Below are 13,940 nucleotides of genomic sequence, written 5' to 3'. Positions count from 1 at the left end.
GTCGGACTGACCGTGTTAGAAAACGCTCGCGGAGGCGATTTGACGGGGATCGACTGGGTTAAACTCGGTCGATCTAGTTAAAAGCCTAAGAACCGAGAATCCCCCGCTACACCGCGCGAGCGGTTAGCGGGGGAGAGTCAATCCCCGATAACTGATAACTGCTAGACTAATTGGGTGATGCTTGCAAGATTAATAAAACCAGTGTCGAGATTAGAATGCAGGGACTTTTAAGAAAACTTTGGCGTGCGATCGAAAACTTTTTTACCCGACTTTTGGGGGGACAAGGGGGAAAGGGGAAAGTACAAGCGATCGAATCTGTTCCCCTAACCGATACAGATTACGAGTTTCTCTATATGCAGTTACTCGATGGAGTGTCCCACGGTTGGCACGAAGGCAGAATTCTGAGATTTTTTGAGAAACTGGGCGATCGAGGTCGGCAAAAAGATTGGGTAGAATGGTTAGAGCGCTTTGGGACACGTCTGCAATCCTCCGCTTCCCTTAACCAACTTCTCGCCACCAGAATGATCCGTTTAGGAGAATTAGCTCGCGCTTTCCCCGGGATTGAACGTATTGGTGAAGCTTCCTACGAGATCGGTTATCAACTCTACACCAAAGAAACTGCCACTTTAATCTGGGAATACGCCGGCGACGATGAGGCCCCGGGCAGTTATTCCCAGCCGCAAACCCCAGAAAATTTCTTATATTCCGGTGAAACTAGCGATTTTAACGGTAATGACTCGGAAAATCCCCAATTAGAAACCCTCACCCTCGATCAATTATTTGACCGTCTGCAAAACGATCCTACCCTAGCCGGGCAAATGGCCGAACAATTGGGCATCGAAAATAAGGACGCAGAAAGCATTATTGATAGTCTGATCGCTCAATTTTCCTCCCAGGAAGGTAAAAACCCTGAAACTGCCGAAGATTGGTTTAATCAGGGCTTAGAACAGGCAAATTTAGGCAATTGGTCAAATGCGATCGCTGATTGGGAACAGGCCTTGACGATCGATCCCCAATTAGCCTCGGCCTGGCATAATCGTGGTAGTGCCTTAGCCATGATTGGTAACTACGAAGAGGCGTTAAATAGTTATGATCGCGCCCTAGAAATCACCCCCAACGATCACCAAATCATTAACGCTAGAGGCAGCGCCCTATACGGACTGCAACGTTGGCAAGAGGCTTTAGACTGTTGGCAACAGGTGCTAGAAGCGGACGATAATTTTTATCAAGCTTGGTACAATCGCGGCAGTACCCTAGAAAATTTGGGCGAAACCCAAGCAGCGATCGCCTGTTACCAAAAAGCTTTAGGGATTGCGCCGGATTTTGAGCTTGCCCAAACTCGTCTAGAGGCTTTACTAGAGCAAAAACCGCCCGAAGACGACGGTAATCCCCCCGCCTGATTCAATCTGAACTTGAGCAGTCAACAGCCTACAATGGGGGAAGTATAGAGACTAATTTTAATGAATCAAGCCCAGCAATGAGTATAAAAAGCAAACCTCCTTCACAATCCCGCCTGATCGGTAATGTTTTATTAGCCGTGGGCGGCTTATTTCTGATTGTTAACCTCCTTTTTCCGCAATTATTTGGCCCTAGCGTCCCCAAAGTTCCCTATAGTCTTTTTATCGACCAAGTGGAAGATGGCAACGTCGCTAGGGTATCCGTGGGACAGAATGAGATTCGTTATCAGCTTAAAAACGACCAAGAGGGCAACTACGGACGAATTTTCAGCACTACACCGATTTTTGACCTAGAATTGCCCAAACGTCTAGAAGCCAAGGGCGTAGAATTCGCCGCCGCACCACCGCCAAAAAATGGCTGGATTGGTAGTGTCCTTAGTTGGGTGATTCCTCCCCTGATTTTTGTCGGTATTTGGCAATTTTTCCTCGCTCGCAGCGGTGGCGGTGGTCCGGCCGGGGCTTTATCGATTACCAAAAGTCGCGCTAAAGTCTATGTGGAAGGAGACACCACCAAAACCACTTTTAAAGATGTGGCCGGTGTGGAAGAAGCGAAAACCGAATTGGCCGAAATCGTCGAATTTCTCAAATATCCCCAACGTTACATTCAAATCGGGGCGCGGATTCCCAAGGGTGTCCTCCTAGTCGGTCCGCCGGGGACAGGAAAAACCCTGCTGGCGAAAGCAGTAGCGGGAGAAGCGGGAGTTTCTTTCTTTAGTATCTCGGGTTCGGAATTCGTGGAACTCTTTGTCGGTGCAGGGGCGGCCCGAGTGCGAGATCTGTTTGAACAGGCCAAGAAAAAAGCCCCCTGTATTATTTTTATCGATGAATTAGACGCGATCGGTAAATCTCGCGCTAACGGTAATTTTATGGGGGGTAACGATGAACGGGAACAGACTTTAAACCAATTATTGACGGAAATGGACGGTTTTAACGCCGGTGATGCCACGGTGATCGTGCTGGCCGCCACTAACCGCCCCGAAACTCTTGATCCCGCCCTTTTACGCCCCGGCCGTTTTGATCGCCAAGTGTTAGTTGATCGTCCCGATCTGGCCGGTCGCTTAAAAATCCTCGAAATCTACGCAGGTAAGGTAAAATTAGGATCGGGTGTGGATTTAAAACAGATTGCTACCCGTACCCCCGGTTTTGCTGGTGCTGACTTAGCTAATCTAGTCAATGAGGCCGCTTTATTGGCAGCCCGCAATCAACGCAGCACCGTCGCCCAAGAGGACTTTAATGAGGCAATCGAGCGGGTAGTGGCGGGTTTAGAGAAGAAAAGCCGGGTTCTCTCGGAAAAAGAGAAGAAAATCGTCGCTTATCACGAAGTTGGTCACGCTCTCGTCGGTGCAGTTATGCCGGGAGGGGGTAAAGTTGCTAAGATTTCGATCGTGCCTCGCGGCATGGCAGCCCTCGGTTATACCCTGCAAATGCCCACGGAAGACCGTTTCCTGATGGATGATACGGAATTACGCGACCAAATTGCTACTCTTTTAGGCGGTCGGGCTGCCGAAGAAATTATCTTCGGTAGTATTACTACTGGGGCTGCTAATGACCTGCAGCGGGCGACGGACTTGGCCGAACGCATGGTGACGACCTATGGTATGAGTAAGACCTTGGGTCCTCTAGCCTACGAAAAAGGTCAACAGAATAGTTTTCTGGGAGATGGCATGATGAATCCCCGGCGTTTGGTGAGCGATGATACGGCCAAAGCGATCGATAATGAAGTGAAAGAGATTGTCGAAAATGGTCATCAGCAGGCCTTGGATATCCTGGCTCAAAATCGCGATTTACTCGAAGAAATTGCCCAAGAAATCCTCAGTAAAGAGGTGATTGAAGGGGAACAATTGCAAGCACTGCTCGAGCGCGTTAAACCCCTCGATCGAGAACCTGTTACTGTTTAGATTGATTTGATTTTTGCCTTACCCCATCTTGAACAAAGATGGGTTTTTTGCCATTATACTAAATCCAGTTATTAAAAATTGATTATTTATTCTTCCTTTTGCCTCTCCGCAGTCCCAGAACCCTACAGCGTTCCCATTAATCTTAACCCCTATTAGAGATTAATACTTTGTAGGGTTGATTCATGAATCAACCCTACAGCGTTCCCATTAATCTTAACCCCTATTAGAGATTGAAACTGGGAGGCAAAAATCAGCGATACTGATATTGAGATCACGATGGTGAATCCAGAAGAGCTAAAGGAGACAGAAAATGGCTAACGAAACCGTCACTTATTCCCTAGAAGCTGTTTTGACAAGGATTGAGGGGAAAATCGATTCTCTGGAAAAACGGATCGATGAGAGATTTGATCAGGTAGATGAGAGATTTGATAAGATAGAAGAACGGTTGACGAAAGTGGAAATAGGACAAGTCGAACTCAAAGGGGAGATTAAAGCCTTGGATGAGCGACTAACCACAGAAATTAAAGGGTTAACTGCAAGAGTTGCCTATCAGGAATTTACCAATCGGGGGATTCTCGTCGCTCTGATTGTGGCCATTTTAGGAGGGGCTGCTAAACTTTTTGGTTTTTTCCCCAATCCCTAACAGCGATCGCCCTAAAATGCTGTAGAATTAACTTGACAAATATTAAAACGCAGCCAAAGACTCTCTGGGAAATGCAGTTAAATAATTGGATGGCAACCTAAAAATATGAGTGAATTAACTATTCGTCCAGCTAAAATTAGTGGTGTCATCCCAGATTCGATCGCCGCCGAGGTAGGTTTTGAAATCGGGGATGCGCTCGTCTCTATTAATGGTAATCGTCCTCGGGACTTAATCGATTATCAATTTTTATGTGCCGATGAATTTTTAACCCTAGAAGTGCTTGATAGTCAGGGCAAAACTCACCAAGTAAAAATCGAAAAAGATTATCATCAAGACTTAGGTTTAGAGTTTGAAACCGCCCTTTTTGATGGCTTAATTCAGTGCAATAATAAATGTCCTTTTTGCTTTATCGATCAACAACCAGAGGGCAAAAGAGAAACTTTATACTATAAAGATGATGACTATCGCTTAAGTTTTCTCTATGGCAGTTATTTAACCTTAACTAATCTCACCTCAAAAGAATGGCAGCGGATCGAAAAGATGCGGATATCACCGCTTTTTGTGTCCGTTCACGCCACGGAACCCGATCTGAGAATTCGTCTCTTAAAAAATCACCGCGCTGGTCAAATTTTAGACCATTTAAAATGGCTACAAGCGAGACAATTACAAATTCATGCACAAGTGGTAGTTTGTCCCAATATCAATGATGGAATTCATCTCGAAAGAACTCTGTTAGATCTGGTTTCTTTTCATCGGGGAGATATTCCCTGTGTGGAGTCGATTGCCGTAGTTCCCGTGGGATTAACCCGCTTTCGTCCCCAAGAAGATGAATTAATTCCCGTTAGTCAAGAAAAAGCGCGAGAAGTGATTGAACAAGTCCAAACTTTACAGAAAAAATTTCGTCAAGAATTTGGCAGTAATGTGGTATGGTTAGCCGATGAATGGTTTTTAATTGCCCGAGTCGATTTACCCCCTCAATCTCACTACGAAGATTATCCCCAAATCGGTAACGGAGTTGGCTCGATTCGTCAATTTATTAGGGATTTCCAGAAGACAGCTAAGAAGTTATTACCTGCTCAAATTAGTCCCTCTAGACGGTTGGTATGGGTAGTGGGCAATGCGGTAGAACAAGCTTTTCAACCCCTAGTTAAACAGTTAAATAAGGTGCAGGGTTTAACCGTGGAATTAGTGGCTTTAAATAGTGATTATTGGGGGCAGGAAATCACCGTTACGGGTTTATTAACAGGGCAAGATATTCTCAAAGGATTACAAGGTAAAAATCTTGGGGATGGGGTTTTATTACCCTCCCTCATGCTCAAGCATGGAGAAGCGGTATTTTTAGATGATATCACCCTAGAAACTGTTATTAATCAGTTAGGAGTCCCTATTTATCCAGTCCTGGGAGTGGAGGAATTAATTAAAACTTGTCTTACTCTCAATCCCTTGAACAAATCCTAATCTCCCCCAATCCCTTTACTGTTGCCTGTTGCCTTTTGCCTCTTGCCTTCAGAAGCTGATCACTGATTACTGTCTTAGCCTAGCTCCACATTACCTGTACCTTGAAACATCAGCCAAGAGAGGAAAAAATTAGCCACAAAAATCGCTAATAAAGAAGTTACCACAGCCGTGGTAGTAGATTGACCAACTCCTTTAGCACCGCCGGTGGTGGTTAAACCCCAACTGCAGCCGATAATGGCAATTAAAACCCCAAAAATTAGGGACTTTAACATAGAACTAATTAAATCCCATGTTTCCAGAAAATTTTGGGCTGATTGTAAGAATAGGGAATAGGAAATACCGTAAAGACTATCAGAAATCAACAAACCACCGAGTAATCCCGTGACTAAAGAGATAATAGTGAGTAGGGGTAACATTAAACTACAGGCAATCACCCGGGGAATGACCAAATAATCGATCGGATCGGTTTTTAAAATATATAAAGCGTCAATTTGTTCTGTGACTCGCATTGTACCAATTTCGGCGGCAAAAGCCGAGCCAACTCTCCCCGCTACCACCACTGCGGTTAAAACCGGGGCTAATTCTCTTGTTAAAGCCAAGGAAAGGACTCCCCCAACAAAACTACCCGCCCCAAAAAAAATAAATTCTCTGGCTACCTGAATAGTGAAAACCATACCCACAAAAGCAGCAGTAATTAGGGCAATTGTCAAGGATTCTGGTCCCACAATACTCATTTGTTCCAGAGTATTACGCCGGTGGATTTTGCCATTAAGAATATGTAAAAAAGTTTGTCCCGCTAATAAACTGGCAGCCCCCAAACGTTGGAACCATAAACTTAAACCACTGGCAGCATCACTTTTTCTTGGCATTTGTCGAGGGACTATCGCTAAAATCTAACTTATTATAGGCGAGAATTCCCTCTGATTATCCCTCGATTGTGGGGACTTGCTTTGATGCCACTCGATCGAGGGATAACAAACCATGGTTTTGTGCTGCCAGCAGGGGATAATAGAATTATCTAGTAGCCGTCAGCTATCAACCCTGATTCTTCATCCATGCCAGATTTAGCGAAAATTATCCTGAGAAACCATAAAATTGATGCTGTTAAACGATTCCATCCTTGGATATTTTCCGGGGCGATTAAAGAGATGGAGGGGGAAGTCAAAGAGGGTGCTATCGTTGAGGTTTATAGCGATCGAGGCGAATATCTAGCCACTGGACTGTATAATCCTAGCAATATTGCCGTTAAAATTCTTTCTTTCCAAAAAGTCAGCGATATTGCTCAATTATTTCTCGAAAAATTCCAGAATGCCTATCAGCTGCGGCAACAAATCGGTTTAGTGGATAACCCGAAAACTAACTGTTATCGTTTAATTAACGCTGAAGGAGACGGTTTACCCAGTTTAATCGTCGATTGGTACAATGGCACGGCGGTTATTCAAGCTTATTCCCTAGCTTTATACCAACGTCTCGATCTGATTGTCGATTGTCTGAAAACTATCTACGCTGACAATTTACGGGCAGTTTACGATAAAAGTGCCGCAGTTTTGGCGAAAAGCGCCCATATTTCCGAGAATAAATACTTATTTGGTCAAAAAACCAGCGATGAGGTGTTAGAATCCGGCCATCGCTTTATTATTGATTGGGAAAAAGGACAAAAAACGGGATTTTTCCTCGATCAAAGAGAAAACAGAGCTTTATTATCTCAATATTCCCATAATAAACGGGTTTTAAACACTTTTTCTTATTCTGGCGGCTTTTCCGTCTATGCTATGCAAGCCGGGGCTGCCCTAGTCGATTCCGTTGATAGTTCCCACGGTGCGATCGATCTTACCGAAAAAAATATCGCCCTGAATAATCTCAGCGAAGTTCCCCATCAATCCTACAGCGCCGATGTTTTTAACTTTCTGCGCGACTGTCAGGAGGATTACGATCTGATTGTCCTCGATCCCCCCGCTTTTGCCAAAAGTATCCAATCCCGTCATCAGGCGGTTATGGCTTATAAAAGATTAAATCAGCAAGCTTTCCAGAAAATTCGCCCCCAAGGTATTATTTTCACCTTTTCCTGTTCCCAAGTGGTTAATGAAGAACATTTTCAGGGGGCTGTCATGGCTGCCGCCATTGAATCGGCTCGCCCAGTGCGAATTTTAGCACGTTTAAGCCAACCGGCGGACCATCCCACCAGTATCTATCACTCGGAAGGTTCCTATCTGAAAGGATTGGTTTTAGCGGTGGATTGATGGAAAATTAAACGATTACCATCGGGATCATAGATGTAGATTTCTCTGCCATGGGAAGCCTGGCTAATTTCTCCCCTAGCACCATAGCCGATTTCGCTCCAATGCTCGATCGCTTTTTCGAGACTCTCCACCTCGAAACAAATGCTCATGCCACTGCCCCGAGAATCGCCAAATTCCTCTCTGTGGGACTCTTTAGGGCAAAAAAGACCTAATTTAAGGTTAATCAGCCTAAATTCCGCATAAACGGCGGCAAGGTAGGGGCTTGGTTCCTGCTGCAACAGTTGACGATAAAACTGCACCGAGCGATCGAAATTACTCGTTCCTAGGGCAATAAAAGCCTCTGTGTAATTGAATGGACTGTCGGGGGGGTTATTCATCGGGGTTGGCAAGCTTTTTCAGTGATCGGTAAACAGTAAACTGATAACTGAATAACTGATAACTGTTTACTGATTCAAGATTGATGCTGCTACCGTTGTGGTTGACAATTTTTTGGCTAAAGTTCCACCAATGAAAGTATCTTCGGGTGGACATTGCTACTATTTATTGAATTTTAACATTTAATTTATAGGTGGCATTGCCGCGAGTTCCCCCTACAATTATTTCATAATTTCCAGTAGCAGGTAATTTTAGACTAGATTGGGTAGCTTCTGTTTTCAATATTTCCCCATTCGGTGCAATCACATCAAATACGGCATTATTTTCTAATGATGTAATTTTCAGATCCATTCTCTGTCCTCGATTTGCTCTTAAGAGATAAATATTTCGACTCCCTCGCACAACCGATTGATTAACGGTGGCGCTATTAGTTCCTGGTGCAAACCGGATTTGAGACACTAAACAAGGTTGTTTTTGATAAACTTCTCGTCCCGTATTCAAAGAATCTGCGGTTAATGTCCAGATTTCTTGAGTTTTTTGGGTGTCTAACTCAATTTTTGTCGTGATATTTAAGTTTAACTGAGTCCCCTTTCTTGTTCCTCGTAAGGTTTGAGTATAGGAAGTATAATAGGATTCTTGTTCATTATGAATTGTAGCTTCTACCCGACCGCTGACTTGATTTCCCTGAATATAAATCCTCGCGGTAGCATCCAGATCATCATTAGCGACTGAAAAACAATAACCTTGAATCGAAGAAGTTCTAGACGCTTGGGCAATTTGTCGGGGGAAATAATTTGCCATTCCTGGTGTAACATTGACTAAACTTGCAAAAATGACTACACATCCTAATAATTTCATCATAATCATGACCATTCCAAATTTTCACTAATACTAAACTAATTATCGCCCCAGCCGCCCTATTTATACTTCCCCGTTAACAAAACCATAAGCTGTATCCGCTGCCCCCTTACTGGTTACAAATCTTAATAAATTTAACGGCGAAATTACGTTTAGGAACTTTTTCTATATACATGATACTAAATCTGGTTATTAAAGATTGATTATCTATTGCCCCTTTTGCCTTTTACCTGTCCTGATATGTAGCCTATACTCAACGGATTTAGTATAACTTTATATGTGAGAAAAAGACCATGATTAAACCAGAATTATTTGACCTTGTTGAATTATTAGTTGACTTGCCTGAATATAACTTAATAATGGGAGAACAAGGGACAATCGTTGAAGACTACAATGATGGTTGTTACGAAATTGAATTTAGTAATGATCGAGGGGAAACTATAGCCCTTTGTCCTCTGCCAATGCAGCAATTTATTGTCATCTGGAAAGCTAAGAGCAAAACGTGGTTATCTTTAATTAGTTAGGTGTTAAAAGTTGTCAGGCACCCCCCTTATCAAGGGGGGCAGGGGGGATCAGAGGCAAAATCTATCTTCAATTTAATTATAACTACTTACTTAACAGCTAACAGCTTTGATTGATAAATTACCCAGGGAAAAACAACAAAAAATTTTAGATTTCACTCGCTCTTTACTGGACTTCCCCGTTGACAAAAGACCCTAACCCGTGCTGTATCCCCTATGGGGGATTAGGCCGCGTCTTCTAAGTAAAGATAAGCCTGAAAACTCATAAATACCCCGCTAATTTCTTGAATTTCTCCCAATTGGGAGATCGCCTCGTTAATGGTGTGATATTTAATCTCGATCAGTTTTGGCAATTTCTCCCGGTCAAGCTCGCCAACGCCAGAGCGAATATACTGATCAAGAATAAAGTCCAGAAACTCCCGTTGTTTTCCCGTGTATTTCGAGAAAATTAAATCTTTGTGCTTGATTACCCGCTCTTCTCGCGTCAAGGGTCTGGCTGCGTAGGCGATATAGGTCAGCACGTCGTAAATATCACTGTTTTCCGTGTTGGTGATCCAGGCGATCGCCTGTAGCTGTTCCTCGCCGTAGCCTTTTTCCGCGAGTCCAGTTAGCAGGGATTTGCGGGTGTCGGGTCGGCTCCAGAGATGGCGCAATTCCGCTTCATCTTGAAAAAGAGCGGGAATATCCCCGAAAAGCTGCTGGATAAACTCCTCGGCCGAGATCGGTTTTCCGTCGGCATTCCAGAAGCTTGTTTTCTGGGTGTGTTCTAGTTCTCGTTCCTTGCCGTCGGCCAGTTTGATTTTAATTTTCTGACGTATCGGCAGAGGATCTGGCTCGTCGAGAGGATATTCGATCGCGTCAGGTGGTTCGGGGCGCGGCCTCGGATCGATGACGACGGGTTCCTGCGGTTCCCCGTCCCATTCGGGATCGTTAAAGTTTTCATGGGCTTTAACAAAATCGTAGATAGTAAAATAGTCCTTATTATCGAAAAGGCGCGTCCCCCGCCCGATAATCTGTTTGAACTCGATCATCGATTTCACCGGACGCAGTAGAACGATATTTCTCAGGTTTCTAGCATCCACCCCGGTGGAGAGTTTGCGAGAGGTGGTGAGGATGGTGGGGAGCCTTTTCTCGTTATCTTGAAACTTTTTTAAGTGGGTTTCTCCCAAGCTGCCATCGTTGGCGGTAACGCGAGCGCAGTAGTTAGGATCGCTGCTGATAGCCATTTGATTGATCAGATCGCGAATGGCTAGGGCGTGGTCTTGATTGGCGCAGAAAACCAGGGTTTTCTCGTTTTGGTCGATCGCCTCCATAAAAATTTTTACCCGTTGGCGTTCCCGTTCCTCGATCTCGATAATCCGGTTAAAGTCGGATTCAGTATAAACCTTGTTTTCGTCGATATCGCCCTCGATCAGTTCATCGTCGGGATCATATTGGTACTCGTCGAGGCTGGTGGTGAATTCAACCACCTTAAAGGGGGTTAGGTAGCCCTCGTTAATGCCTTCTTTCAGGGAATAGGTGTAGAGGGGTTCGCCGAAATATTTGTAGGTGTCGCCGTTGAGATCCCGTTTCGGGGTGGCGGTTAATCCCAGTTGTACAGCAGGGGCAAAGTATTCGAGGATTTTTCGCCAAGTGCTTTCGTCGTTGGCCCCGCCCCGATGACATTCATCCACGATCACCAAGTCGAAAAAGTCGGGAGCGTATTCGAGGAAGTTAGGGGCTAGTTCCTCGCCGTTTTGGGTCATAAAAGTTTGAAAGATCGAAAAAAAGACGCTGCCGTTTTTAGGGACTTTCTTTGTTTTCTGGATGTTCTTCGGTTCGATCCTAACGAGGGCATCTTCGGGGAAGGCGGTAAACTCGGTTAAAGCTTGATTAGCCAGAATATTGCGATCCGTAAGGAAGAGAATACAGGGCCGGTGGGTCGGTTCACCGCTCAGGTTCCAACTACTATGAAAGAGTTTCCATGCGATTTGAAGGGCGATCGTTGTTTTGCCGGTGCCGGTGGCCATGGTCAGGAGCATCCGTTTTTGACCAGATGCGATCGCTTCTAGAACGGCCTGGATGGCGTTGTGTTGGTAGTAGCGGGCCTCGCGCATCCCGCTTTTATTATCGGGGGGGACGGTGGCGAAACGGTCGCGCCAGTGGTTGGGATCCGGGTAGGTGGCGGACCAGAGTTCTTCCGGGGTGGGGTAGCGATCGATATAGCCTTCTTTTCCGGCGCGGGTATCCACTCGATAAATGCGGAGGCCGTTGGTACAGAGGGCGAAGGGGGTTTGCAGGCGCTCGGCGTAGTCCTTAGCCTGCCCAAGTCCCTCGGTGGGGTGCGCGTCGGGTTTTTTGGCTTCCAGGGTGGCGAGTTTGTGACCCCGATAGACTAAGACATAATCGCAGATTTTCGATGAACTGCGCTGGCCGTAACCCATCAGACGACCGGGGGCAATTACCTCGCGACGAATTTTACTGTCGGGAATGACTCCCCATCCCGCGGCTTTGAGGGCAGGGTCAATCAGTTCGGCTCTGGTTTCGGCTTCGTTCATGGGCTAGAAATCAAGTTGGCTGATGGCTTCCGCGATCGCTTGATCGGTTATGTCGGTTTGATCGGTTTTGGAGTAGAGGGTGATGAGGACGATGGTGGTCTGGGTTTGCAGGTAGTAGATAACTCGATAACCGCCGCTTTTCCCTTTTTTAATATCACTGTTTTTGAGGCGAACTTTGAAAACGGGGAAATTGAATCCTTGAATGCGATCGCCGGGGGTTTGTCCTGTCTGAAGGGTCAGAAGTAGGGGTTATAAGTCTTGGCGGATGGATCGATAGCGTTTGGCGAGGATTTTGAGATCTTTTTGAAAGCGGGGGGTGAGTCTAATTTCGATGGGGTTTTCGTTAATCGACATCAATGCCTTCCCACATTCGATCTAGGGGGATGGTATTTCCCCCTAGGGCTTCTTGCATTCCTTGTTTAAGGTTGGCGACGATTTCCTCGTCTGGGGTGTCGTCTGGGTTGTGCGATCGTTCCCGTTCTAATTCAAGGCGAAAGGATCTAACGATCTCGTAAATCTGAGTCAGGTGATCTTCGGGGATTTCGTGGAGTTCGTCGATGATTTTTTGGATGATCATGGAGCTACGGGAAGACACTATTTACATTTTAACGGTTCTACTGGCTGAGTTGACCGGTGAAGGCTTTTTCTAGGATCGATTGTTTAAGTTCGGCGATCGCTTCTAGTTTGCGTTGGTAAATGGTTTCAAGAACCAAGCCATTTTCTTTAAATTGAGTTAAATCGGAAGCTATCTCTTTCTGTTCATCAATTGGCGGTAAATAAAGTGGGCATTTAAGAATGTCGTCTTTTCTTAAATTAGTTTGATTTTCTTGATTATCGAATTTGAGGAAATAATAATTTCTATTTAATTGATAATATAAAAATAAACTATTAAATTTATTTGATCTAATCGCACAAATTCGTTGATTTAAAGAATATTTATTGTTTTGCTCTATTAGATAACATTTGCCCAATGCTTTACCCTTCGGTACATCACTCATAACCATTACTATATCATTAATAAGTAATGGAAAAAGATCGAAATTAGTTCTTTTTTCTATAGAGCCATTTGAAGAAATAAACTTAGAATTTACAACGATAAATTTACCATATTTATCAATATTTTTTTCGTGCGCTTTACCATTAAAGAAAAAACATGAGTCTCCTAAAGTTGTTTCCAACCAATTATCTTTTTTACAAGAGAATACTCTAGCGATATAACTATCAAAAAGCTCCCGGGCATTAATTAAGTTTCTTCGGGTGTTAGCTTCAGCTTGGGCTATACCCTCGAAAGCTTTGTCTAGTATCTCTACTATTCTTTTTTGTTCTTCGATCGGGGGTATAACCAAAGAAAAATTTAAAACTTTTTCCATATTTGCTCTAGGCATTCTAGTGCCAGTGCAAGTTTCATCAATTTTTAAAATGATTTTCTTCTGTGTTAACCAATAAAATAGAAAAGAACGGTCTAATTCTTTAGATACTTTAATTGGAAAAATTTCAGAAGAACAATGCCCTTCAAAGTCAGGTAACATAACTTTGTTTAAATAAGGACTTAATCTTCCATATAAAATATGTTCTGATGTAAATTTAAATGTAGAGCTTTTGACAGATTTTGGAATTTTAGACCCAAGAAACCTGCCTGTATTACTTTCAATGTCTTCCATCCCGACGTATGCTAAATTTGAGCCATTATATTTTTTCTTTTCAATTTTGCAAACTTCACCTAATTTTTGGGTTTTCCACTCACTCATAGAATCTCTCCAATACTTGTAAAAATCTCCGCACTTTCTTTAATTTTTTTGTTTTCTATCAATTTTCGTAATCGAAAGTCGGATGCTGGTGGAGCGAAGCCGGATGCTGGTGGAGCGAAGCCGGATGCTGGTGGAGCGAAGCCGGATGCTGGTGGAGCGAAGCCGGATGCTGGTGGAGCGAAGCCGGATGCTGGTGGAGCGAAGC

General features: G+C 44.2%; 12 protein-coding genes and 3 pseudogenes. 8 read left to right on the top strand and 7 right to left on the bottom strand.

Annotated elements, in window-relative coordinates; genetic code table 11:
• The 5 genes and pseudogenes from IM462_RS20980 to IM462_RS08000 form a co-directional block, all read left to right on the top strand.
• Positions 1–81 (top strand): annotated as a pseudogene (locus tag IM462_RS20980) (RNA-guided endonuclease InsQ/TnpB family protein); the annotation flags it as partial.
• Positions 82–215: 134 nt separating this feature from the next.
• The gene (locus IM462_RS08015) at positions 216–1,400 is read left to right on the top strand and encodes a tetratricopeptide repeat protein (RefSeq protein ID WP_287701642.1); all 1,185 of its coding nucleotides are present in this window, start codon (positions 216–218) and stop codon (positions 1,398–1,400) included.
• A gap of 77 nt (positions 1,401–1,477) precedes the next feature.
• Positions 1,478–3,355: an ATP-dependent zinc metalloprotease FtsH4 gene (ftsH4, locus tag IM462_RS08010; protein ID WP_287701640.1), complete on the top strand. Its 1,878-nt coding sequence runs from the start codon at positions 1,478–1,480 to the stop codon at positions 3,353–3,355.
• A gap of 310 nt (positions 3,356–3,665) precedes the next feature.
• Entirely contained in the window at positions 3,666–3,998 is a 333-nt protein-coding gene (locus tag IM462_RS08005) for a DUF4164 family protein (RefSeq protein ID WP_287701638.1), read from the top strand.
• A gap of 105 nt (positions 3,999–4,103) precedes the next feature.
• Positions 4,104–5,456 (top strand): TIGR03279 family radical SAM protein, encoded by a 1,353-nt coding sequence (locus IM462_RS08000; protein WP_287701636.1) that lies wholly within the window; start codon positions 4,104–4,106, stop codon positions 5,454–5,456.
• Positions 5,457–5,530: 74 nt separating this feature from the next.
• On the opposite strand, the gene IM462_RS07995 is transcribed toward IM462_RS08000, so the two are convergent.
• Positions 5,531–6,325, bottom strand: a complete 795-nt coding sequence (locus IM462_RS07995) for an MlaE family lipid ABC transporter permease subunit (protein ID WP_287701634.1) — start codon at positions 6,323–6,325, stop codon at positions 5,531–5,533.
• A gap of 186 nt (positions 6,326–6,511) precedes the next feature.
• Here IM462_RS07995 and IM462_RS07990 point away from each other — a divergent pair, with 186 nt between their 5' ends.
• Entirely contained in the window at positions 6,512–7,696 is a 1,185-nt protein-coding gene (locus IM462_RS07990) for a class I SAM-dependent rRNA methyltransferase (RefSeq protein ID WP_190380720.1), read from the top strand.
• Here IM462_RS07990 and IM462_RS07985 read toward each other — a convergent pair.
• The gene (locus IM462_RS07985; protein WP_104396131.1) at positions 7,663–8,073 is read right to left on the bottom strand and encodes a VOC family protein; all 411 of its coding nucleotides are present in this window, start codon (positions 8,071–8,073) and stop codon (positions 7,663–7,665) included. The genes IM462_RS07990 and IM462_RS07985 overlap by 34 nt on opposite strands.
• A 163-nt stretch (positions 8,074–8,236) precedes the next feature.
• Complete coding sequence (locus IM462_RS07980; RefSeq protein WP_287701631.1) at positions 8,237–8,944, bottom strand: hypothetical protein; 708 nt, start codon at positions 8,942–8,944, stop codon at positions 8,237–8,239.
• Positions 8,945–9,222: 278 nt separating this feature from the next.
• Here IM462_RS07980 and IM462_RS07975 point away from each other — a divergent pair.
• Together IM462_RS07975 and IM462_RS21190 are read left to right on the top strand one after the other, a co-directional pair.
• Positions 9,223–9,448 (top strand): annotated as a pseudogene (locus tag IM462_RS07975) (DUF4926 domain-containing protein); the annotation flags it as partial.
• A 99-nt stretch (positions 9,449–9,547) separates the two neighbouring features.
• A pseudogene (locus IM462_RS21190) lies at positions 9,548–9,649 on the top strand (DUF4926 domain-containing protein); the annotation flags it as partial.
• 25 nt (positions 9,650–9,674) lie between these two features.
• Here the strand turns inward: IM462_RS21190 and hsdR are convergent.
• From hsdR to IM462_RS07955, 4 genes are all read right to left on the bottom strand, one after another.
• Positions 9,675–11,987, bottom strand: coding sequence for an EcoAI/FtnUII family type I restriction enzme subunit R (gene hsdR / locus IM462_RS07970; protein ID WP_287701629.1), 2,313 nt, complete (start codon positions 11,985–11,987; stop codon positions 9,675–9,677).
• Positions 11,988–11,990: 3 nt separating this feature from the next.
• Positions 11,991–12,140: a hypothetical protein gene (locus IM462_RS20975; RefSeq protein ID WP_353737355.1), complete on the bottom strand. Its 150-nt coding sequence runs from the start codon at positions 12,138–12,140 to the stop codon at positions 11,991–11,993.
• Between the two features lie 190 nt (positions 12,141–12,330).
• Positions 12,331–12,582 (bottom strand): hypothetical protein, encoded by a 252-nt coding sequence (locus IM462_RS07960; protein ID WP_238567829.1) that lies wholly within the window; start codon positions 12,580–12,582, stop codon positions 12,331–12,333.
• A 19-nt stretch (positions 12,583–12,601) separates the two neighbouring features.
• Positions 12,602–13,735, bottom strand: coding sequence for a restriction endonuclease subunit S (locus tag IM462_RS07955; RefSeq protein ID WP_287701627.1), 1,134 nt, complete (start codon positions 13,733–13,735; stop codon positions 12,602–12,604).
• Positions 13,736–13,940: the final 205 nt, after the last annotated feature.

Source organism: Microcystis sp. M144S2 (genome assembly GCF_020246065.1).
Lineage (GTDB): Bacteria > Cyanobacteriota > Cyanobacteriia > Cyanobacteriales > Microcystaceae > Microcystis > Microcystis ichthyoblabe_A.
This window is presented reverse-complemented; position numbering and strand designations above follow the sequence as displayed.